Source organism: Citrobacter sp. Marseille-Q3906 (assembly GCF_916618775.1).
GTDB lineage: Bacteria > Pseudomonadota > Gammaproteobacteria > Enterobacterales > Enterobacteriaceae > Citrobacter > Citrobacter murliniae.
On record NZ_CAKAKA010000001.1, the window covers coordinates 412,375 to 436,030 of the forward strand.

At 50.0% G+C, this 23,656-nt stretch carries 13 protein-coding genes, 1 tRNA gene and 3 rRNA genes; 4 read left to right on the forward strand and 13 right to left on the reverse strand.

Annotation, left to right across the window (positions count from 1 at the left end):
- Positions 1–127: 127 nt before the first annotated feature.
- The 4 genes from adiC to melR form a co-directional block, all read right to left on the reverse strand.
- Positions 128–1,465 (reverse strand): arginine/agmatine antiporter, encoded by a 1,338-nt coding sequence (gene adiC / locus LG384_RS01910; protein WP_045438795.1) that lies wholly within the window; start codon positions 1,463–1,465, stop codon positions 128–130.
- Positions 1,466–1,592: 127 nt separating this feature from the next.
- On the reverse strand, positions 1,593–2,354 hold the full coding sequence (locus tag LG384_RS01915; protein WP_225760379.1) for an AraC family transcriptional regulator: 762 nt from the start codon (positions 2,352–2,354) through the stop codon (positions 1,593–1,595).
- A 320-nt stretch (positions 2,355–2,674) separates the two neighbouring features.
- On the reverse strand, positions 2,675–4,942 hold the full coding sequence (gene adiA, locus LG384_RS01920; protein WP_225760380.1) for an arginine decarboxylase: 2,268 nt from the start codon (positions 4,940–4,942) through the stop codon (positions 2,675–2,677).
- Between the two features lie 200 nt (positions 4,943–5,142).
- A complete protein-coding gene (gene melR, locus LG384_RS01925) occupies positions 5,143–6,075 on the reverse strand; it encodes a transcriptional regulator MelR (protein WP_225760381.1) in 933 nt (310 codons plus the stop codon).
- 268 nt (positions 6,076–6,343) lie between these two features.
- Between melR and melA the strand changes: the two genes are divergently transcribed.
- Positions 6,344–7,699: an alpha-galactosidase gene (gene melA, locus LG384_RS01930; RefSeq protein ID WP_225760382.1), complete on the forward strand. Its 1,356-nt coding sequence runs from the start codon at positions 6,344–6,346 to the stop codon at positions 7,697–7,699.
- Between the two features lie 54 nt (positions 7,700–7,753).
- Here the strand turns inward: melA and LG384_RS01935 are convergent, their stop codons facing one another.
- The 5 genes from LG384_RS01935 to LG384_RS01955 all read right to left on the reverse strand — a co-directional run bounded on the left by LG384_RS01935 (position 7,754) and on the right by LG384_RS01955 (position 14,728).
- Positions 7,754–8,386 carry a DUF2238 domain-containing protein gene (locus tag LG384_RS01935; RefSeq protein WP_045438810.1) on the reverse strand — a complete coding sequence of 211 codons (633 nt, stop codon included), beginning with the start codon at positions 8,384–8,386 and terminating at the stop codon, positions 7,754–7,756.
- Between the two features lie 160 nt (positions 8,387–8,546).
- Positions 8,547–10,193 carry a class I fumarate hydratase FumA gene (gene fumA / locus LG384_RS01940; RefSeq protein WP_045438812.1) on the reverse strand — a complete coding sequence of 549 codons (1,647 nt, stop codon included), beginning with the start codon at positions 10,191–10,193 and terminating at the stop codon, positions 8,547–8,549.
- Positions 10,194–10,289: 96 nt separating this feature from the next.
- Positions 10,290–11,630: an anaerobic C4-dicarboxylate transporter DcuB gene (dcuB, locus tag LG384_RS01945; RefSeq protein ID WP_045438818.1), complete on the reverse strand. Its 1,341-nt coding sequence runs from the start codon at positions 11,628–11,630 to the stop codon at positions 10,290–10,292.
- A gap of 750 nt (positions 11,631–12,380) precedes the next feature.
- Positions 12,381–13,100, reverse strand: coding sequence for a two-component system response regulator DcuR (gene dcuR / locus LG384_RS01950; protein ID WP_045438821.1), 720 nt, complete (start codon positions 13,098–13,100; stop codon positions 12,381–12,383).
- Entirely contained in the window at positions 13,097–14,728 is a 1,632-nt protein-coding gene (locus LG384_RS01955; RefSeq protein ID WP_045438823.1) for a sensor histidine kinase, read from the reverse strand. The genes dcuR and LG384_RS01955 overlap by 4 nt, the downstream gene beginning before the upstream one ends.
- A gap of 610 nt (positions 14,729–15,338) precedes the next feature.
- On the opposite strand from LG384_RS01955, the gene LG384_RS01960 reads away from it, so the two are divergent.
- The 3 genes from LG384_RS01960 to rrf all read left to right on the forward strand — a co-directional run bounded on the left by LG384_RS01960 (position 15,339) and on the right by rrf (position 20,227).
- A 16S ribosomal RNA gene (locus LG384_RS01960) occupies positions 15,339–16,880 on the forward strand.
- 233 nt (positions 16,881–17,113) lie between these two features.
- Positions 17,114–20,020, forward strand: a 23S ribosomal RNA gene (locus tag LG384_RS01965).
- Positions 20,021–20,111: 91 nt separating this feature from the next.
- Positions 20,112–20,227, forward strand: a 5S ribosomal RNA gene (gene rrf / locus LG384_RS01970).
- Together the 16S, 23S and 5S rRNA genes form the textbook arrangement of a ribosomal RNA operon.
- A gap of 408 nt (positions 20,228–20,635) precedes the next feature.
- Here the strand turns inward: rrf and LG384_RS01975 are convergent.
- From LG384_RS01975 to cutA, 4 genes are all read right to left on the reverse strand, one after another.
- Positions 20,636–20,711, reverse strand: a tRNA-Phe gene (locus LG384_RS01975).
- Positions 20,712–20,914: 203 nt separating this feature from the next.
- A complete protein-coding gene (locus LG384_RS01980) occupies positions 20,915–21,490 on the reverse strand; it encodes a transcriptional regulator (protein WP_225760383.1) in 576 nt (191 codons plus the stop codon).
- A gap of 35 nt (positions 21,491–21,525) precedes the next feature.
- The gene (locus LG384_RS01985) at positions 21,526–23,229 is read right to left on the reverse strand and encodes a protein-disulfide reductase DsbD (protein ID WP_200042228.1); all 1,704 of its coding nucleotides are present in this window, start codon (positions 23,227–23,229) and stop codon (positions 21,526–21,528) included.
- Positions 23,205–23,552: a divalent cation tolerance protein CutA gene (cutA, locus tag LG384_RS01990; RefSeq protein WP_045438833.1), complete on the reverse strand. Its 348-nt coding sequence runs from the start codon at positions 23,550–23,552 to the stop codon at positions 23,205–23,207. The genes LG384_RS01985 and cutA overlap by 25 nt, the downstream gene beginning before the upstream one ends.
- Between the last annotated feature and the right edge of the window lie 104 nt (positions 23,553–23,656).

Below are 23,656 nucleotides of genomic sequence, written 5' to 3' on the forward strand. Positions count from 1 at the left end.
AGTGGGGCAGATCCTCTCAAAGTAAAATTAAGCCAACCTTAAGTTCTTAATGTTTGCATTTACCGGCTGGTTGCGTGATGAGTAAGCCCGATGAGCTGGTGCTATCGGGCTTCAGTGAGCATCGAAATTAATTACGGTTAACCGGAGCATCTAACGGATACGGGTTTTTATGGATCCGGTTGTAATTGAGGGCATACAGCGCGGTGATGATCATCAGCATCACGAACGACCACATTACCTCTTTGGCACCAGAGCCAACCACGGCCCAGATGCAGTAGACAAATGCCACGAAGGTCACCACTAAGTACAGTGGACGCGCTTTACCAAAGTGACCGTGGCCTAGCAGCAACAGGGCGGCGCAGGTATAAAGATACGGTACCAGCGTGAAGATGACGGATACCGAAGAGACCAGACCAAACTCTTTTGCGGCATTCGGCGACATGCTACTGAACTGGAAGATAGTCATCAGGATACCGACGATAATTAACCCGGCAACCGGGGTACCGGCTTTGTTAACGCGGGCGAAAATCGGCGGGAACAGACCATCATCAGCTGCTGCTTTTGCTGTCTGTCCAGCAAGTAGCGTCCAGCCGCCCAGTGACCCCAGGCACCCTGCAGCCGCACAGAATGAGACGATCGCCCCGGCGGTGTTACCCAGCGCCATTCGTGCTGCATCACCGAACGGAGAGGCAGAGACGCGCAGTGCAGCGTTAGGGATCATACCCATAATCGCCGTTGTGGAGAGTACGTAGCAGACGGCGGCAATTAGCACCCCGCCAATAGTGGCGATAGGAACGTTACGTTTGGGGTTTTTGACTACGCCTGCTGCCACAGAGGCACTTTCCACCCCGATAAATGACCACAGAGTGACGTTTAAAGTGCTTTGGATTGCGCCGAAGGTGTTCATGCCGCTGACGTTCCAGGCTGCCATATAGGTTTCACCACGGAACCAGAACCAGCCGAAGACCGCAATCCCGACAATAGGCACCAGCGCCAGCACGGTCGCCACGGCCTGCACGCGGGTGATCATTTTCGGCCCGACGATATTCAGCAAAACGAAGATCCACAGTACGGCCACGCAGGTTAGCGTTAAGACCAGTGGGTCTTTTAAGACAGGAAAGAAGTAGCTCAGGTAACCAACGCCAATCACCACCATTGCGATGTTACCGATCCAGCAGGCCAGCCAGTACAGCACGTTAGTCTGGTAGCCTAAAAAAGGCCCGAAGCAACGGCGTGCATAAGCGTATGAACCACCGGGACTGGAGTCTAAGGACGACATTTTGGCGTATACCATCGACAGTGCCAGAGCACCGATAATAGTGACCAACCATCCGTAGATTGCAATCCCGCCAGTTGACGCAAGGTTTGCGGGTAGCAGGAATACACCGGAACCCATAATATTCCCCGACACCATAAGGGTGACGGGGATTAAGCCCACTTTGTGAGCATCAGCATCCGTCGACATATTTTTTTACTCCTGATAAGGATAAATGACGACGTATCATACCTCTTCATACGGCTATTTTATGATGTCGGAAAAGGGGTATCGCTAATGCTGATATTATTGTGGCTTATCGCTTAATGGTTAAAAATCAGGCAGCCGAACGTTCCCGATAATGACTTACATAATGCAGTGGCGTCATGCCATAGAACTCTTTGAATACGGAAATAAAATATGACGTGCTGTTATATCCGCACAACTGAGATACCTGTGAAATATTTTTTCCGTCCATCATTAATTGATTAACTGCATATCGCATTCGACAGGTAGTAATTATTTGACTGTAACTTGTATTTTCACTTTTAAGCTTTTTCTTTAACAAACTGGGGCTCAGGCATAAGCAACTGGCGACCATGCTTAAATTCCAGTCTTTATGAATATCGCTCTCAATGATGTGGTAAACGCAGTCGCTGATACGGTTGCGTAGCATATGCATGAGGAGGGCGATAAACTTTTTACTGTCGAGAAAACGTGATAACACAGTGAATAACAACGAGCGTTTACGTTCGGATTCGCTTTCATTCTGGCTATCCATCACGCTGTGTTGAGCGGCGACCCGAAAGACATCCGGCGTCAGGCAGACGGCGGTCATTACCGGGTTGGCACTGCGTTGCCAGAGGGGGATCTGTGACAGATCTTTATTTAAGAACCGTAAGTAATCTTTAATGATACTGCGGCTGATATGGACAACCAGCGCATTATTGAGTGAAGAGAAGTCGATAATATTATTTTCACAAGCTAATAACGCCATATGGTTAGCTTTTAAACTGATGGCTTCTTTTCCGTTAATCCTTAACCAAACATCTTTCTCCGTTAATACAACAACACAAGCTTCTTTGCTGCAAACCCTCATACCCGAACTCCTGGAATATGAACATAAAATACCGTTGCTCACCAAGGGGTGAACAATACCGGTTAAATGGAATTGTATGATGAATCAAGACCTGCGTTAAAATAGCGTGATTTAAAGTAATTACAATATTTTTAGGAATTATCGCGGTGTACATAATTATTTACGCAAGTGGCAATACGCTTTTTTTGTATAAAAAAAGCGCGGGGTGGTCCCGCGCAAAAAGGTATGACAATGTTATTGTTTTGCAGCAATACTCAGGAATTACTCAATTATCATGTGTCAACCTTGAAAGCAGAAAAGCAGACTAAGCAAAAAAAGACTTATGCTTTCACGCACATGACGTGATACACACCGTCAATAATTTCCGTTCCTTCGGTTTCATGTTCAAAGCCAGGGAAGTGATGGTCCCAGGACTGCAACGAACGCAGGTATCCGATCTGCGGGCTGTTGGCGTCGCCAAAATTTTCACCGGACAGCAGCATAGGAATTCCCGGTGGGTAAGGAATTACGGAATTTGCTGCGATACGGCCCTGCAGATTTTCGATGGCCACCATCTCAACGTTGTCGCTTACTATCGCGTTATAAGCTTCACGCGGGGTGATTTCCGCGACAGGCAGGCCGGAGTAGGCCGCATTGAGTTTGCTGCCAGGGTTGTTTTCTTTCAGCCATGCAAACATGGTGTCGCCCAGGTCGTGAATGCCCATGTTTGCGTAAGAGTCGGGATGTTCCGCTACCAGTTCAGGCATAACCTGCGACAGCGGAGTATTGGCATCGTAGTGGTGTTTGAAAGAGCACAGTGTGTTGATTAATGTGCCCCATTTCCCACGGGTGATACCCATTGAGAACAGGAACATAATCTGGAAATCGGTAGTACGTGTTGGCACGATACCGTGACGTCCAAGCCAGGCTGTGACCAGAGCTGCCGGTACGCCGGACTCTTCCAGTTCGCCATCGTCGCCCATACCCGGTGCCAGAATGCTGACTTTAATCGGGTCCAGCATGCTCCAGTTATCCGGCAGGTCTTTAAAACCGTGCCAGGATTCACCCGGCCGCATCACCCAGCAATTTTGGTCAGTGGTCAGGAGTTGGGTTGGCGCGTCAGCAAAGTCATAGGTTTTGCCGGTCTGCGGATCGGTTACGACCTCTTTGTTCCACGGTTTGAAGAACCAGTCTCCCTCGGTAGTGAACTCTTTGTATAACCGCGCCATGGCTTGACGGAAGTCGACTGCTTCGTCGATCACTTCCTGAGTCAGCGACAGGCCGCTGTTGCCGTCCATCATGGAGACTGCCACGTCGTTCGATGCGCAGATGGCATATAACGGTGAGGTGGTGGCGTGCATCATATACGCCTGGTTAAAGCGGGAGAAATTGACGGCACCGCGACCTTCACGAACGTGAATGTAAGAGGCCTGAGAGAGAGCATTCAGCAGTTTATGGGTCGAGTGGGTGGCAAAAACGGTTGGGCCGTTATGGTCGCCAGGCTCGCCACGCATTGCGTAGTGATCGGAATAGATCGGGTTGAAGCGGGCATAGCCGTACCAGGCTTCATCGAAGTGAATGCGATCGCTGGTTTGCGCTAACAGATCCTGCGCCTCTTTCGCGTTGTAGCACACACCGTCGTAGGTGCAGTTGGTTACAACGCTGTATGACGGTTTTTGTCCTGCTTTACCTTTAGTCAGCGGGCTTTCGCTGATTTTTTTCTGCAGAGTTTCTGGCTGCATTTCCTGCGGGTAGATAGGCCCGATAATGCCGTAGCGGTTGCGGCTTGGCACCATATACACCGGTTTTGCTCCGGTGAGGATTAACCCCTGTTCGATAGATTTATGGCAGTTACGGTCCAGCACCACCACGTCGTTATCGGTCATGCATGCCTGCATGATAGTACGGTTAGAGCCGGAGGTTCCGACTACCACGGACCAGGAACGGTCTGCGCCGAACACGCGGGCGGCATTTTTTTCGCTTTCACCAAATGCGCCTGTGTGGTCGAGTAAAGACCCGAGATTGGTACGTTCAATCCCCATGTCGGTACGGAACAGATTCTCACCGTAGTAGTCATGGTACAGGCGACCAGCAGGCGTTTTGGTGAAACCGACACCGCCCTGGTGACCGGGCGCTGCCCAGGAATATTCATGGACATTGCTGTATTTCATCAGGGCGTTGAACAGCGGTGGTAATAACTGTTGACGGTAACGGGTCATCGCCGCCATGGCGCGACCCGCGATAAAGTCAGCGCTGTCTTCAAGAATCCAGGCGAATTCATCGACAAGCTCCAGCAGGTCGCGATCCAGTGACGCGGTGGCCTTTTCCCGATCGCCCAACAGGAAAACAGGGACGTTTTGTTGGCGTTCGTGAAGCTTACCGATCAATTGCCTGACATTCAGGTGTTCATCTTGTTGTTCCATTTGATAGCTGAACATCAGGCAATCAATGGCTTCATTCGCGGCGAGGATGGCGTAACCGTCGTCGAATGAGGTGGACTTAATGACGGTAACATTTTGCCGACTTAAAGCATCAGCCAGACGTTCGACAGCGCTACCGACCCAGGTGTCCTGATGCAGAAATTCACTTTCAACAATTAATACTTTCATCGTCTTTTCCCGTAGTGGAGGATGTGTGACGAGGGCAAGTATTTACCTGATAAATAAGTGAGTAAAGCGGTCAATAAACAAACTGTTTTAGGTTTTTATCCTTTATAAACAATTCATTAGATAAAGGATTAAGCCGTTTCTGTCCCCTGTTTATCGACAGGGGAATTATTTTTTTGGCTGATAGTGATATTGCCAGGTGCTCAGGTCGTTGAGGATTGCCGCCGTTGTTGGCTCAGCTTGCGGTATTGCTGTGGCGACATACCAACGAACTTGTTGAAGGTGTCGTAAAAGCGGCTGCTGGAGCGAAACCCAGCGGTCAGTGCGACATCCAGAATTGTTTTATCGGTATCGCTAAGCAGTGCGCGGACGTGGTTGATACGCATTGCGGTAATGTATTGCTTCATGGTGAGTTGCATTACGCGCTGGAAAATCCCCATCGCATAATTGGCATTGAGTTTTACGTGTTCCGCAACATCGTTGATGGTGAGTGCTTGATCGTAGTTGTCAGCGATAAAGCTCAGCATCTGGCTTACGTAAAACTGGGCGTGCCGGGATACGCTGTTTTTGTGTGTGCGCGAGGTTTTATTGACCAGGATTGGCTGCCAGCCAGAAAGGTTAAACCGCTTAAGCATCAGGCCAATTTCATCGATGGCAAGCTGGCGGATTTGTTCGTTCGGGCTGCTCAGTTCCTGCTGCCAGCGCTGAACTTCAAAAGTGCTCAACTGCTGTGTGGCCAGTGATTTTATCACCATGCCGTGGGTGATGTGATTGATCAGCTCGCGGTCCAGTGGCCAGGAGAGAAACAGGTGCATAGGTAAATTGAATATCGCCATGTTCTGGCAGGTGCCGATACGCGCCAACTGATGCGGTGTACAGGCCCAGAATAGCGTGATATGGCCCTGTTTTATCTGCACCACTTCGTTATTGATCAGATACTCAACATCACCATCGAACGGGACGTTGACCTCCACCTGGCCATGCCAGTGGCTGGTGGTCATGGCTTGCGGCGGGCGCAGTTCTATATCCATACGTTGATATTCAGAGTACAGCGTTAGCGGGCTACGAGTCTGCGGTTCATCACTATTGCACATGTGCGGATCAAGGGGGAGGTGTGGCGTTGGCAGCGTATTCATGGTTGCTCCATTTCCTGAATTATCAGAATCATGCCATTTGCCGATGGATAAGACTGAGAATTGAGGCGCAAATCGCTCCACTGCGAGTGTAGATAGTCAGATTTTTGGGTCGCATACTCTGCTTTTTGGTCAATTTTATCCCATAAACTCAGATTGTTCGTTGACGGAAGGGGGATCTGAGTTTTTGGGAGTGCTCATTACAGAAGCCGGAAGTTTTCATGGAAACCCCGTGCCACCATGACGATATTCAACAACGTTCTGGAGAGTGATGATGTCTGCACCTAAAATTACCTTTATCGGCGCCGGTTCCACGATCTTTGTAAAAAATATTCTCGGGGATGTCTTTCATCGTGAGGCGCTGAAATCGGCGCATATTGCCTTAATGGATATCGATGCGACCCGCCTTGAAGAGTCGCATATTGTGGTGCGTAAGCTGATGGATTCAGCTGGCGCTTCCGGTCACATCACTTGCCATACTGAACAAAAACCGGCATTGCAGGATGCCGATTTTGTGGTTGTCGCGTTCCAGATTGGTGGTTATGAGCCGTGTACCGTCACCGATTTTGCGGTTTGTAAGCGTCACGGGCTCGAGCAAACTATTGCTGACACGTTAGGGCCCGGCGGCATTATGCGTGCGCTGCGCACCATTCCACATTTATGGCAGATTTGTGAAGACATGACCGAAGTCTGCCCACATGCCACTCTGCTTAATTACGTCAACCCCATGGCGATGAACACTTGGGCAATGTATGCCCGTTATCCGCATATTAAGCAGGTGGGGTTGTGCCATTCAGTACAGGGAACGGCGGAGGAGCTGGCCCGCGATGTGAATATCGACCCAGCCTCTTTGCGCTATCGCAGCGCCGGGATCAACCATATGGCGTTTTATCTGGAGCTGGAACGCAAAACTGCCGATGGCAGCTATGTGGATCTTTACCCGGAACTGCTGGCAGCCTATGAAGCAGGGCAGGCTCCGAAACCGAATATTCACGGTAATACGCGTTGTCAGAACATTGTGCGTTATGAAATGTTCAAAAAATTAGGGTATTTCGTCACCGAGTCGTCTGAACACTTTGCTGAATATACACCGTGGTTTATCAAACCGGGACGCGAGGATCTGATTGAGCGCTACAGGGTTCCGTTGGATGAATACCCGAAACGTTGCGTGGAACAACTGGCTAACTGGCATCAAGAGCTGGAAGAGTACAAAACGGCTGCGCGTATTGATATTAAACCGTCGCGAGAATATGCCAGCACTATCATGAACGCTCTCTGGACTGGTGAACCGAGCGTAATTTATGGCAACGTTCGTAATGACAACCTGATCGATAATCTGCCTTCAGGTTGCTGTGTTGAAGTGGCTTGTCTGGTCGATGCTAACGGCATTCAGCCGACAAAAGTTGGTACCCTCCCGTCGCATTTGGCGGCAATGATGCAAACCAATATCAATGTGCAGACACTGCTGACGGAAGCCATCCTGACGGAAAATCGCGATCGTGTTTATCACGCGGCAATGATGGATCCGCACACCGCTGCGGTATTGGGGATTGAGGAAATTTATGCGCTGGTGGATGACCTGATCGCAGCACACGGTGACTGGTTACCGGGCTGGTTACATCGATAAGGTCATTTACATCAGTCATGCACAGGCCGGATTAGCGTGAACAACATCCGGCAATCAGTTGGTGGCAATTAATGCATAACGCCGCAGCTGTCGACAATGAATACGCGCCAGAAAAATTACTGTAGTCAATGCTCCGAGCAGGGCGCAGAACATATCCGACTGGGTGTCCCACGGATCTCCCTGTGTGCCAAGGAAGTCATCAGCACCCTGACCCATCGCCAGCGCTGCCCACCATTCAATCAGTTCATAGGTAGCGCTAATCGCCAGGGCTACGCAGCAGACTAAAAATGCCAGCATCTTACGCCCATGGACAATATTGCCGCGCACTAAAATTTCTCTCGCCGTCAGTGCAGGGACCAGTCCCTGGAAGAAGTGCCCCAGTTTGTCGTAAGGGTTGCGACTCAGATTCAGCCACTCCTGAACTTCAAAACCGATGGGAACTTTGGCGTAGGTATACATGCCGCCCACCATCAGAATGATGGCGTGAAAGAAAATCAGCGTGTAGAGCAGTGGTGTTAATGGATAGCGCTTTACCGTGGCAAGTAACAGCGGCACGACAATAATGACCGGCGTAACTTCCATCAACCAGGTGATTTTTTCTGTGGCACTAAAACCGGTGTAGATAAGGATAAGCGCCAGCAGCAATGCGCCAGCGTTGAGCAGCGATGTGTTGAGTGTGCGGTTCATGGTGACTTTTCAACGAGTGGAAAAGTCTACTATTTACCGGGAACGATAAAATTTCAATGCCAGTAATTAAGGGGGAAAGTTGGCCCGGGGGGATCACCGGACTGACCCCAATGGTTGAGTATCCAACTATTGGGAGCAGTCCAGTGCCGGGCCGAATGGCTTATTTCGCGCAGTTAGCGCATTGTTTGCTCACGATTTGCTGGAAGAAATCGTTACCTTTGTCATCAACCAGGATGAAGGCCGGGAAATCTTCGACTTCGATTTTCCAGATGGCTTCCATCCCCAGCTCAGGGTACTCCACGCATTCCAGATGCTTGATGCTCTGCTGCGCCAACACCGCTGCCGGACCGCCGATGCTACCTAAGTAAAAACCACCATGTTTGTGGCAGGCGTCTGTCACTTGCTGACTACGGTTACCTTTCGCCAGCATGATCATGCTACCGCCGTGGGACTGCAGCAGATCGACATAAGAGTCCATACGACCCGCAGTAGTTGGGCCTAAGGAGCCTGATGGATAACCCGCTGGCGTTTTTGCCGGCCCTGCGTAGTAGATTGGGTGATCTTTCACGTACTGTGGCAGACCTTCGCCGGAATCAATACGTTCTTTCAGCTTAGCGTGGGCGATGTCACGACCCACAATGATGGTGCCGCTCAGAGACAGGCGGGTAGAAACCGGGTATTGAGAAAGCTGGGCGAGGATCTCTTTCATCGGACGGTTAAGGTTGACCTTAACCACTTCGCCTTCGCCCGCCTGACGCAGTGATTCTGGAATGTACTGGGCTGGGTTATGTTCCAGCTTTTCAATCCAGATGCCTTCGCGGTTAATCTTAGCCTTGATGTTACGGTCAGCAGAGCAGGAGACCCCCATACCTACAGGGCAGGATGCACCGTGGCGAGGCAGGCGGATTACGCGGATATCATGAGCGAAATATTTTCCGCCAAACTGTGCACCGAGGCCAAGTTTCTGGGCTTCTTCCAGCAGTTCCTGTTCCAGTTGAATATCGCGGAATGCCTGACCATGGGCATTACCTTCAGTCGGCAGCGCGTCGTAATAGTGCGTGCTGGCCAGTTTTACTGTTTTGAGCGTGCTTTCCGCTGAAGTACCGCCAATTACAAATGCGATGTGGTACGGCGGGCAAGCGGCAGTTCCGAGTGTGCGCATCTTCTCTACCAGGAAATTCTTCAGCTTCCCGGGAGTCAGCAGCGCTTTGGTTTCCTGATACAGATAGGTTTTGTTGGCAGAGCCGCCGCCTTTGGCGACACAGAGGAATTTGTATTCGTCACCGTCCACGCTGTACAAATCAATTTGTGCAGGCAGGTTGGTGCCGGTATTCACCTCTTTGTACATATCCAGCGCCGCGTTTTGTGAATAGCGCAGGTTATCTTCAATATAGGTATTAAATACGCCTTTGGAGAGTGCAGCTTCGTCACCGCCGCCAGTCCAGACGCGTTGGCCTTTTTTGCCCATGATAATTGCCGTGCCGGTATCCTGGCAGGTTGGCAATACGCCTTTGGCGGCAATTTCGGAGTTTCTCAGGAATTGCAGCGCAACGTACTTATCATTTTCGCTGGCTTCTGGGTCATGGAGAATGGAGGCGACTTGCTGTTGGTGTTCGGGGCGGAGCATGAAGGAGGCATCGTGGAAGGCTTGCTGAGCCAGTAGCGTAAGTGCTTCAGGTGCTACTTTCAGGATTGATTCGCCTTCAAACTCGCCGACGCTGACGTGATCGGATGTCAGCAGGTAGTACTCAGTTTTGTCTTCCCCCAGCGGGAAAGGCGCCTGGTAAGTGAATTCAACTTTTGACATTTGCTTCCAGCCTTTTCATTTTTATCAGGAATTTAAAAATTCTCTGTATCTTAAAGGTGGCGTGCCGTACAAAACTGGACGGCACGCGAAGTGTGATTACAGGAAACCGTACATTGCGGCGAATACCCAGCCAAAGACACAGGATACGCTTACGCCGATCAAACCAGGCAGAATGAAGCTGTGGTTGATAACGAAGCGGCCAATGTGGGTGGTGCCGGAACGGTCAAACTGAATGGCCGCCAGATCGCTCGGGTAGGTCGGCAGAATGTAGTAACCGTAGCATGCCGGAGCAGAGGCAACGATGTACGCTGGATCTACCCCGATTGCCAGCGCAACCGGAACAATAGCCGCCAGCGCTGCAGCCTGGGAGTTTACAAACTTAGAGACCAATAACAGAACAACCGCATAGGCCCATGGATACTCTTTCACCATGTCGCCCAGTACGCCCTGAATTTCAGACATATGCGCGCCGAACATGGTTTCCGCCATCCAGGCAATACCGTACACCGCTACAATCGCGATCATACCTGAACGGAAGACTTCATTTTTTGAGATAGATGCGGGATTGGTTTTCGTCAGAATGATAATCAGTGCGCCAGTCAGCAGCATGAACATCTGAATAACCAGAACCATCGACAGCGGTTTGCCGCCAAAAGAAGGACGCAGTTCAGATACTGCGCCGAGCACGGCAACAACGGCGATAGCGGCCAGGAAGATCCACATTGCCAGCCAGTTGCTCTTCGGCAGCTTTTTGTCTAACAGAGTCGCGGTGTCGCCATACACATAATGGTGGTTTTCCGGCACAGAGATAAACTTCTGGAACTCTTCGTCTTTATCCAGATCTTTACCACGGAACCAGCTGAAGATACCGATAGCCAGGATACCCAACAGGGTAGACGGAATAGTGATACCGAGCAGGTCGAGGAACTCAAGATGCTTGCCTTCAAACGTCACGTTGCCCAGCATTGCGACCAGTGACACAACGGCTACGGAAACCGGGCTGGCGATAATCCCCATTTGTGCGCCAATAGAACTCGCCGCCATCGGACGTTCCGGGCGAATATTGTTCTTAATGGCTACGTCATAAATGATTGGCAGAATGGTGTATACCACATGGCCTGTACCGCAAAGAATGGTCAGGGTGCAGGTAACAAACGGTGCCAGGATGGAAACGTATTTTGGGTTACGGCGCAGCAGCTTTTCAGCAATTTGCAGCATAACGTCAAGACCGCCGGAGGCTTGCAAGGTTGCAGACGCGGCCACTACGGCAATAATAACCAGCATAACGTCTACAGGTGGTTTACCTGGCTGGAGATGGAAAACAAAAACCAGGATGACCAGACCGATACCGCCTAACAAACCTAACGCGATACCGCCCTTTCTGGCGCCATAAAACAAACATATTAATATTATGAGAAGTTGTATACTAAATAACATTTTATTTACCCTCGCGAAAAAACCAGTCAATTTTTAAAAAATGGATCTGCACCACATTCTTTTGTGCTGGAATAAGCATCAGAAAATGGTCAATATTCGGTATGTCCGTATTTGCGATTAATGTTCAAATGTCTGGTTAAAATGTTTCTTTATGATTATTAGAAATATTAAACTTTCTTTCTGTGGCTTTGTTCAGAGGAGAGAATCCTCAGGCGATGGGAAGCAGGGCTTGTTATGAAGAGCAGTGGCTGACGCTGTACAGTCTGTATTTTGTCCTGGTTATCCAGGCGCTTATCATCAGCTTTATGTTTTCCGCTATTACGTGAACCACCGGCACAATGGGTGAGAGGATTATTTGTGTGATCACGCTCACGCCAGTTCATGATGTAATGAGGTTGGCTCGCGGATACTTTTATTTGCTCACAAAAATGTACGGTGTCCATAGTACGTAGCATGTTCTCCATTGCTACCAGCTAGATTTTTATGTCTGGTTAATTTCAGACTAATCCTTTATGGGTAAAAATACACACTCTGTGAGTTAGATAATACTTAATTAACTTTTGTTAGCGATTTTGAAATTAAAAACAGTGTGACGTTTGTCAATATTAAAATAATGCATTAACATATCATATACAAATATATTTGATCTAACGCAAATCACTATTTTACTGCGTCAGCAAACAAAAAAGGGATTTTTCATTATCTTAATAATTGTTACTTTTATATAACGAATAATCCCAGATATGTGTTTTATTGGCAATATTGTTTAAGCAATGAGTAATGCTCGGCTTGAACACGATAACGATAAACTGGTCTGCCAGTAACGCCATAATGGATGCTGGTAAATAAGATGTGACAATTGACTAACCAGATGAGGTATTTACGACAAGAGACGCGGGAGATATTGACCTCGTTTGCCAGTTCGTCCGTAGAAAACTCTTGATCCTGGTGCTCATCAATCCACTGGCATAGCGTACGTAACGTCTGGGGGGTTAACCCTTTGGGCAAGCGCCGCGTTTCCTGTTCGCTGGAAGAGTTGCCATGGATCAGTTGGTCAAGCTCTGACTGTTCATAGTATTGGTGTTTTTCCATCTCCGTCTTCTTGTGCAGCCAACTGGTAAGCGCTTCTTCAAAACGGGATGCCTGAAACGGTTTGATCAGATAGTCAACCACACCGTAGTGGAGTGAGTCTTTGATGGTTGTGGCGTCGGCGGCGGAGGAGATGACAATGACATCACACTTGCAGCCTTCACTATGCAGAACGGGCAACAGGTCCAGACCGTTTTCTTTCTGCATATAAATATCAAGTAAAATCAGATCAATGTGGTGCTCGCCTTGAAAAATTATCTCTTTGGCTTTCTCCAGCGTAGAGGCGGTCCCACAGCAATGAAAACCGGAGAGTTGCGCCACATATCGACGGTTTAATTCCGCTACCATTGCATCGTCATCGACAATTAAGACATTGATCATCTGCTGGCCCTCTCACCATTCCACGGTAACTGTACAAAAAATTGGGTGAAGATCCCTGGTTCAGACTCGACGGAAATATTGCCGCCAACGCTTTCAATCTGCTGTTTAACAAGCGCTAAACCTACTCCCCGTTCGGTTCCTTTTGACGAAACGCCCTTCTCAAAGATGTGATCAATATGCTCGGGGGCGATCCCCGGGCCATCGTCATTCACTTCACAATGCAACCAGCCGTGTCGATAGTGTAAGGATACGCTGATCTCCCCACCCGGTTCTTGACCTAGCGCCTCCAGAGCGTTTTCAATCAAATTCCCCAGAACGGTAATCAGTACAGCCACCTGATCTTCATTACTGTTTTCCGGCAATTGGCTTTCATTACTAATAACCAGGGAATGGCCTAAATCTGATGTGCGATTAATCTTACTGAGTAAAAAACCCGCGATCACCGGGGATTTTATTTTGCCTAACAGTGAGCCGATCTCTTCCTGATAATTGTTCGCAGTCTTAATGATATAATTCTCCAACTGCTTATAACTTTTCAGGTGCAATAAGCCCAGAATCACGTGCAACTTATTCATGAATTCGTGGGATCGTTCACGAAGTGCATCGGCATAGTTGACCATACCATCCAGACGTTGCATGAGCTTACGGACTTCCGTCTTATCTCTGAACGTTGAAATGGCCCCGATGATCTTACCGTTACTGAGTACCGGCACGGTGTTGATTAAGAGTAGCCGATCTTTTACCGTGATCTCCTCATCACGGCGTGGCGTCCCATCACGTAATACTTCTGAAAGATCGACCACTTGCGACCACGCATGGCTGAGCGTTGAGAGCTGCTCATCGTCTTGTGATTTACGGTAATCAAGAAGCTCCTGCGCTGCCTGGTTTATCAGTGTCACTTCACCACTTTCGTCAACGGCAATAACGCCTTCCTTTATAGAGTGCAACATTGCCTGGCGTTGTTCGAACAGGTTGGATATTTCATAAGGCTCCAGGCCAAACAGAATGCGCTTAAGGACCTTAACCAACACCCATGTGCCCAACAACCCAACCAGAACACCAAATAAGATGGACCAAATGATGCTACCGCGACTGTCATTGATCTGTTCGGTGACCCTGCTTAGCTCCAGGCCGATCGACACGACGCCAATCTGCCGGTGATTTTCATCATAGATAGGAGTAAAGACGCGTAGTGCTTTAGCCAGAAAGCCGCGATTAATGGCGACGTTCTCTTTCCCTTGTAGCGCCAGTAAAATGTCGTCACCTTTAAACGGTTGACCGATTCGCTGCGCTTCAGGGTGCGAATAACGGATGCTTTGCATATTAGTGACAACGATGAACAAGAAATCGTTGCTCTTATTTACCGCCAGGGCAATTTCCTGAATACCACTCTCTTTGGGCTTTTTTGCCAGACCGCGGCGGATCTCTGGAGAGTCTGCCAGTGTTCGCGCGACAGCCAGCGCTTTGCTTGCTAACGCATCACGCGTCATATTGCTGATTTGTGAGAAGTAAATCAGATGAACGACAAGCAGCACGGAAAAGAGTACGGCACTGACCATGAGAATCACGGTTGTACCGAGTTTCATTGGGCGTTTACGTATAGCGTAGCGTTGCAGAGTGTGTCTCATCGTGGTCCAGGAATCACTGTTTGTATGGGTATTATCGCTTTATGAAGTACGTAATTCAAAGATGGAACCGGGATTATGAGGGCTGAAGCCAGCACTGCTTATATAGAGTAGTAGAAACGGAGATGCATAAATCTGAACGATATGGCTGACGTTGAGGGTTATTTACGTCAGATTTGGTCTTTCTCCCTGGGGAGAGAACAGGAAATACCAGCATCTTTGTGGATAACTCTGTGTGTAAACAGGTATAAGGCAGGGTTTTGCTGTGGAATGCAGCAGTCAGTCATTTTTCTGACATTTAAGGGTTGCGGGCGCCGGAGAACTCCCTATAATGCGCCTCCATCGACACGGCGGATGTGAATCACTTCACACAAACAGCCGGTCCGGTTGAAGAGAAAAATCCTGACATTCAGGGTTGACTCTGAAAGAGGAAAGCGTAATATACGCCACCTCGCGCCAAAGCGCGTCGCAACTGCTCTTTAACAATTTATCAGACAATCTGTGTGGGCACTCAATGATACGGATTCTTAACGTCGCAAGACGAAAAATGAATACCAAGTCTCTGAGTGAACACGTAATTCATTACGAAGTTTAATTCACGAGCATCAAACTTAAATTGAAGAGTTTGATCATGGCTCAGATTGAACGCTGGCGGCAGGCCTAACACATGCAAGTCGAACGGTAGCACAGAGGAGCTTGCTCCTTGGGTGACGAGTGGCGGACGGGTGAGTAATGTCTGGGAAACTGCCCGATGGAGGGGGATAACTACTGGAAACGGTAGCTAATACCGCATAACGTCGCAAGACCAAAGAGGGGGACCTTCGGGCCTCTTGCCATCGGATGTGCCCAGATGGGATTAGCTAGTAGGTGGGGTAACGGCTCACCTAGGCGACGATCCCTAGCTGGTCTGAGAGGATGACCAGCCACACTGGAACTGAGACACGGTCCAGACTCCTACGGGAGGCAGCAGTGGGGAATATTGCACAATGGGCGCAAGCCTGATGCAGCCATGCCGCGTGTATGAAGAAGGCCTTCGGGTTGTAAAGTACTTTCAGCGAGGAGGAAGGCATTAAGGTTAATAACCTTAGTGATTGACGTTACTCGCAGAAGAAGCACCGGCTAACTCCGTGCCAGCAGCCGCGGTAATACGGAGGGTGCAAGCGTTAATCGGAATTACTGGGCGTAAAGCGCACGCAGGCGGTCTGTCAAGTCGGATGTGAAATCCCCGGGCTCAACCTGGGAACTGCATCCGAAACTGGCAGGCTAGAGTCTTGTAGAGGGGGGTAGAATTCCAGGTGTAGCGGTGAAATGCGTAGAGATCTGGAGGAATACCGGTGGCGAAGGCGGCCCCCTGGACAAAGACTGACGCTCAGGTGCGAAAGCGTGGGGAGCAAACAGGATTAGATACCCTGGTAGTCCACGCCGTAAACGATGTCGACTTGGAGGTTGTGCCCTTGAGGCGTGGCTTCCGGAGCTAACGCGTTAAGTCGACCGCCTGGGGAGTACGGCCGCAAGGTTAAAACTCAAATGAATTGACGGGGGCCCGCACAAGCGGTGGAGCATGTGGTTTAATTCGATGCAACGCGAAGAACCTTACCTACTCTTGACATCCACGGAATTTAGCAGAGATGCTTTAGTGCCTTCGGGAACCGTGAGACAGGTGCTGCATGGCTGTCGTCAGCTCGTGTTGTGAAATGTTGGGTTAAGTCCCGCAACGAGCGCAACCCTTATCCTTTGTTGCCAGCGGTTCGGCCGGGAACTCAAAGGAGACTGCCAGTGATAAACTGGAGGAAGGTGGGGATGACGTCAAGTCATCATGGCCCTTACGAGTAGGGCTACACACGTGCTACAATGGCATATACAAAGAGAAGCGACCTCGCGAGAGCAAGCGGACCTCATAAAGTATGTCGTAGTCCGGATTGGAGTCTGCAACTCGACTCCATGAAGTCGGAATCGCTAGTAATCGTGGATCAGAATGCCACGGTGAATACGTTCCCGGGCCTTGTACACACCGCCCGTCACACCATGGGAGTGGGTTGCAAAAGAAGTAGGTAGCTTAACCTTCGGGAGGGCGCTTACCACTTTGTGATTCATGACTGGGGTGAAGTCGTAACAAGGTAACCGTAGGGGAACCTGCGGTTGGATCACCTCCTTACCTTAAAGAACCGTTCCTTGTAGTGTCCACACAGATTGTCTGATGAATGATGAACTTCTGAATGTACTTTCGAGTGCATTAAGAAGTTTTGCTCTTTAAAAATCTGGATCAAGCTGAAAATTGAAACGACACACTGTGTCTGTTCTCCGTAATAAGAACAGATAAATGGTGTGTTCGAGTCTCTCAAATTTTCGCAACACGATGGTGTTTTACGAAACATCTTCGGGTTGTGAGGTTAAGCGACTAAGCGTACACGGTGGATGCCCTGGCAGTCAGAGGCGATGAAGGACGTGCTAATCTGCGATAAGCGTCGGTAAGGTGATATGAACCGTTATAACCGGCGATTTCCGAATGGGGAAACCCAGTGTGATTCGTCACACTATCATTACGTGAATACATAGCGTAATGAAGCGAACCGGGGGAACTGAAACATCTAAGTACCCCGAGGAAAAGAAATCAACCGAGATTCCCCCAGTAGCGGCGAGCGAACGGGGAGCAGCCCAGAGTCTGAATCAGCATGTGTGGTAGTGGAACGGTCTGGAAAGTCCGACGGTACAGGGTGATAGTCCCGTACACAAAATCACACATGTTGTGAACTCGAAGAGTAGGGCGGGACACGTGGTATCCTGTCTGAATATGGGGGGACCATCCTCCAAGGCTAAATACTCCTGACTGACCGATAGTGAACCAGTACCGTGAGGGAAAGGCGAAAAGAACCCCGGCGAGGGGAGTGAAAAAGAACCTGAAACCGTGTACGTACAAGCAGTGGGAGCCTCTTTATGGGGTGACTGCGTACCTTTTGTATAATGGGTCAGCGACTTATATTCTGTAGCAAGGTTAACCGAATAGGGGAGCCGAAGGGAAACCGAGTCTTAACTGGGCGTTAAGTTGCAGGGTATAGACCCGAAACCCGGTGATCTAGCCATGGGCAGGTTGAAGGTTGGGTAACACTAACTGGAGGACCGAACCGACTAATGTTGAAAAATTAGCGGATGACTTGTGGCTGGGGGTGAAAGGCCAATCAAACCGGGAGATAGCTGGTTCTCCCCGAAAGCTATTTAGGTAGCGCCTCGTGAATTCATCTTCGGGGGTAGAGCACTGTTTCGGCTAGGGGGTCATCCCGACTTACCAACCCGATGCAAACTGCGAATACCGAAGAATGTTATCACGGGAGACACACGGCGGGTGCTAACGTCCGTCGTGAAGAGGGAAACAACCCAGACCGCCAGCTAAGGTCCCAAAGTCATGGTTAAGTGGGAAACGATGTGGGAAGGCACAGACAGCCAGGATGTTGGCTTAGAAGCAGCCATCATTTAAAGAAAGCGTAATAGCTCACTGGTCGAGTCGGCCTGCGCGGAAGATGTAACGGGGCTAAACCATGCACCGAAGCTGCGGCAGCGACACTATGTGTTGTTGGGTAGGGGAGCGTTCTGTAAGCCGTTGAAGGTGTCCTGTGAGGGATGCTGGAGGTATCAGAAGTGCGAATGCTGACATAAGTAACGATAATGCGGGTGAAAAACCCGCACGCCGGAAGACCAAGGGTTCCTGTCCAACGTTAATCGGGGCAGGGTGAGTCGACCCCTAAGGCGAGGCCGAAAGGCGTAGTCGATGGGAAACAGGTTAATATTCCTGTACTTGGTGTTACTGCGAAGGGGGGACGGAGAAGGCTATGTTAGCCGGGCGACGGTTGTCCCGGTTTAAGCATGTAGGCGGAGGTTCCAGGTAAATCCGGTACCTTATTAACGCTGAGGTGTGATGACGAGGCACTACGGTGCTGAAGTAACAAATGCCCTGCTTCCAGGAAAAGCCTCTAAGCATCAGGTAACACGAAATCGTACCCCAAACCGACACAGGTGGTCAGGTAGAGAATACCAAGGCGCTTGAGAGAACTCGGGTGAAGGAACTAGGCAAAATGGTGCCGTAACTTCGGGAGAAGGCACGCTGATATGTAGGTGAAGTGATTTACTCATGGAGCTGAAATCAGTCGAAGATACCAGCTGGCTGCAACTGTTTATTAAAAACACAGCACTGTGCAAACACGAAAGTGGACGTATACGGTGTGACGCCTGCCCGGTGCCGGAAGGTTAATTGATGGGGTTATCCGTAAGGAGAAGCTCTTGATCGAAGCCCCGGTAAACGGCGGCCGTAACTATAACGGTCCTAAGGTAGCGAAATTCCTTGTCGGGTAAGTTCCGACCTGCACGAATGGCGTAATGATGGCCAGGCTGTCTCCACCCGAGACTCAGTGAAATTGAACTCGCTGTGAAGATGCAGTGTACCCGCGGCAAGACGGAAAGACCCCGTGAACCTTTACTATAGCTTGACACTGAACACTGGTCCTTGATGTGTAGGATAGGTGGGAGGCTTTGAAGTGTGGACGCCAGTCTGCATGGAGCCAACCTTGAAATACCACCCTTTAATGGCTGGTGTTCTAACGTAGACCCGTAATCCGGGTTGCGGACAGTGTCTGGTGGGTAGTTTGACTGGGGCGGTCTCCTCCTAAAGAGTAACGGAGGAGCACGAAGGTTAGCTAATCCTGGTCGGACATCAGGAGGTTAGTGCAAAGGCATAAGCTAGCTTGACTGCGAGAGTGACGGCTCGAGCAGGTGCGAAAGCAGGTCTTAGTGATCCGGTGGTTCTGAATGGAAGGGCCATCGCTCAACGGATAAAAGGTACTCCGGGGATAACAGGCTGATACCGCCCAAGAGTTCATATCGACGGCGGTGTTTGGCACCTCGATGTCGGCTCATCACATCCTGGGGCTGAAGTAGGTCCCAAGGGTATGGCTGTTCGCCATTTAAAGTGGTACGCGAGCTGGGTTTAGAACGTCGTGAGACAGTTCGGTCCCTATCTGCCGTGGGCGCTGGAGAATTGAGGGGGGCTGCTCCTAGTACGAGAGGACCGGAGTGGACGCATCACTGGTGTTCGGGTTGTCATGCCAATGGCATTGCCCGGTAGCTAAATGCGGAAGAGATAAGTGCTGAAAGCATCTAAGCACGAAACTTGCCCCGAGATGAGTTCTCCCTGAGACTTTAAGTCTCCTGAAGGAACGTTGAAGACGACGACGTTGATAGGTCGGGTGTGTAAGTGTAGCGATACATTGAGCTAACCGATACTAATGAACCGTGAGGCTTAACCTTACAACGCCGAAGCTGTTTTGGCGAAGAGACGAAATTTCAGCTTGATACAGATACTATTAACCGGCGATAAGCGGGTTAATGACAGAATTTGCCTGGCGGCTGTAGCGCGGTGGTCCCACCTGACCCCATGCCGAACTCAGAAGTGAAACGCCGTAGCGCCGATGGTAGTGTGGGGTCTCCCCATGCGAGAGTAGGGAACTGCCAGGCATCAAACCAGTGAAGAAGCCCATCCTGCCGGATGGGCTTTTTTGCGTCTGCGGACTGCAGGAAATACTGCCGTCCGGCACTGTTTTGCCCCTCTTTATCCCGCCGGGATCGATAAAACCGTCTCTTTTTCCTCTACCGTACTACCCTACAGACAGATATCAGTGCGCGTAAATACACATATCTTTCTGATATCCGTCATGTATGTACCCGTATTGCTGTGCAGGGACAGTTACAATTGTTTTTATAGATCTCTACAGCTGCTTATCATGTTGTACGGTAACTGTATTGGCAAAATTTGCGCGTTAGTTGCGCTGGTTGAAGGGGGAAGCATGGCGTGTTGATGACGGATAAATATCAGGGATATGCTGAAAAGCAAAAACCCAGCCATAGGCTGGGTTCTTTAAATAGTGGTGCCCGGACTCGGAATCGAACCAAGGACACGGGGATTTTCAATCCCCTGCTCTACCGACTGAGCTATCCGGGCAACGGGGCGCATTAAACCGTATTCACGTCTGCCAGTCAATCAAATTTCAGGAAAAGCTGTTCAACCGCTTAATATTACGGCAATCTGTGCGTTTTTGCCTGAAGTTTGCACAAATCCACCGGTCTGATGCGATTTAAACCGTGTCTGCACTTTTTTCCCAATGCGCAATACCCGTTTATTTCATCGTAGACAGGAATGCACGCTTAAGTCAGCGCACCACCCTGGCGGCATTGGGCGAAGCGCAGGATATCTTCAGCCAGGCGGTGTGCCGTTTCCACGTCCGCATGGCTACGATTGACCAGCATGCGGCTGAGACAGCCTTCCAGCACCAGCTCCATCTGCCTGGCAACCATCGCCGGGTCGTCAACTTCCAGCATAGTCAGCAGTTCGTGGGTAAAGTCATGTGCCGCTTTTTTTTGCTGTCCAGCTAACTGATGGATAGGATGCTCTGGGTCGGGGTAAAACGTACAGGCAGCAATGAACAGGCAGCCTGGATAGCGATTGTTGCTCACACATTCGGCAAGGGCGTTGTAGCGTGCCAGGAGTTTCTGCTCAGCACTCAGGGTATCATCCAGCAGAAGCTGACGTCGCCAGATATCCACTCGTTGACTGAGGTAACGTAGCGCGTCATACAAAATGGCTTCTTTATCGGGCCAGAAACGCTCTAGCTCATCAAGGGGATAATCAATGTGTTCAGCCACCATTTCCAGCGTGGTATTGGCTATACCTTGAACCTCAAGTAATTTCAGGGCTTCTCCCAGGACATCTTCACGTTGCACGGTATTCTCCTCCGTTTTCCTTTTGCAAGTGTTGCTCACGGTTGGTGATTGTGCAAATGCGCACTGAAGGTCGCGGCATCCATAAAGCCGGTAACGCGGGCGTCCGGATGTTCTTTACCCTGCGCATCAAAAAACAAGATCGTTGGCAATCCTAATACCTGTAGATGTTTTAGCAGAGCGATATCCTGCGCACTGTTTGCTGTGACATCTGCTTGCAACAGTACCGTATCGCCTAAGGCTTGTTGAACCTGCGGATTACTGAAGGTGTACTTCTCAAATTCTTTACAGGCAACGCACCAGTCAGCGTACAGATCCAACATGACCGGGCGACCTTTAGCTTGTTCCAGAGCCTGATTTAATTCTTCCACCGATGCTACTTTAGTGAAGTTCAAATGTGTCTGAGTTTGCGCATGTGGAGCACCAAACGTCCAGTCCTGTAACGGACGCACGCTCACCAGAGCGCCAGCTAACAGAATAATTTGGACGATACGCATCCACGTACGCTTCGCCTGTAGACTGGTGATAAATGCCCAGCCAAAGAATGCGACGCCCAGCAGTGACCACAAGCGTATTCCCCACTCGTCGCCGGTAATGCGTTCAAGCAAAAATATGGGGAGCGCAAGGATGACAAACCCAAAAGCTGTTTTAACATGTTCCATCCATGGTCCGCTTTTGGGCAGAAGTCGGTTACCAAATACGGTAATTAGCATCAGGGGTAACCCCATCCCTAGTGCATACAGGTACAACGTGCCGCCTCCCAGCCACATGTTTCCGCTCTGGGCGATGTAAAGCAAAATTGCGCTCAGTGGTGCGGTGGTGCAAGGAGAACAGATCAGCCCTGCAATCGCTCCCATCGCAAGCACGCTTCCGGGAGAGCCGCCTTGCTGGCGATTGCTCATCAGCGTGAGCCGCGTTTGCAGTGAAGAAGGTAGCTGCAGCGTGAACAGACCAAACATCGACAGAGCTAGCAGTGTAAAGATGACGGCAAGGCCAATCAGTACATAAGGATGCTGTAGTGCAGCCTGGAACTGTAGGCCTGCCGCTGCAACGACCAGACCCAGCGCGGTGTAGGTGAGCGCCATTCCCTGCACGTAGATGAAGGTCAGCAGCAGCGCTCTCCCGGTTGATAAGCGTTGCTTCCCACCCAGTACTATGCCGGATATCAGCGGATACATCGGTAGTACGCAAGGCGTAAAGGCGATGCCAATTCCGATCAACAATGCCCACAGGGCGGAAAAGGGAAGCTCGGTCTCTGGCTCTGGCTGTGATTTTTCTTCCGGCAATACCGTGACTGGTGTTGTATCTGTAAGGGCGGCAACTTCGCTTAACGGTATGGTTTTGGTCTCCGGCGGATAGCAAAATCCGGCGTCGGCACAACCCTGATAAGTGACCGTGATTGTAGCGCCAGATGTGGCCTGATTTACCGTAACCGGAATGTTCAACTGCTGGCGGTAAATTTCACTCTTGCCGTAAAACTCATCTTCATGCCAAATACCTGGCGGTAGTTTTACTTCGGCAATACTGGCCTGAGATGGCGTAATGCTTACCTGTTTACGATAGAGATAGTAGCCGTCCTTGACCTGCCAGGAGAGGTTCAGGTCGTGTTGGTTTTGCTGGAAATCAAAAACAAATGCCCGATCGGCAGGGACGAACTGCGAGCGGCCAGGCGAGTCGAATAATCCGGCAAAGGTGGATGTGCTGCACAGCAGCAGGATCAGCGTAAGGATGCGTTGAGCCATGAGCGGTAATCAAAGTCTCCATGAGTGACGGGTAAAACCAGAAGCTCAGGGGTTTGGTACGGGTGATGAGACTTCAGGCAATCGAGAAGGGCTTGCTGATGCGTTACTGCGGTTTTTAAAATCATCTGGACTTCATATTCCTGCTCAAGCTTGCCTTCCCAATAATAGAGGGAGGTCGCGCCAGGCAGAAGTGTTACGCAGGCGGCCAGTTTTTCAGCCAGCACTTTAGCGGCCAGATCCTGGGCTGTTGCTTCGTCCGGGGCGGTGCAGAGCACCACAACGGTATCGGGGATGGGGATATCCTGACTCTTTACATCAAGCATAAACACCTCGAAAGAACAGAGTAACCAGCAAGAGAAGGGTCACTATACAACGGACGAGGGAAGGATGTTAGTTAAAGCGAGGTGAGGGGAAAGAACTGCAGGGC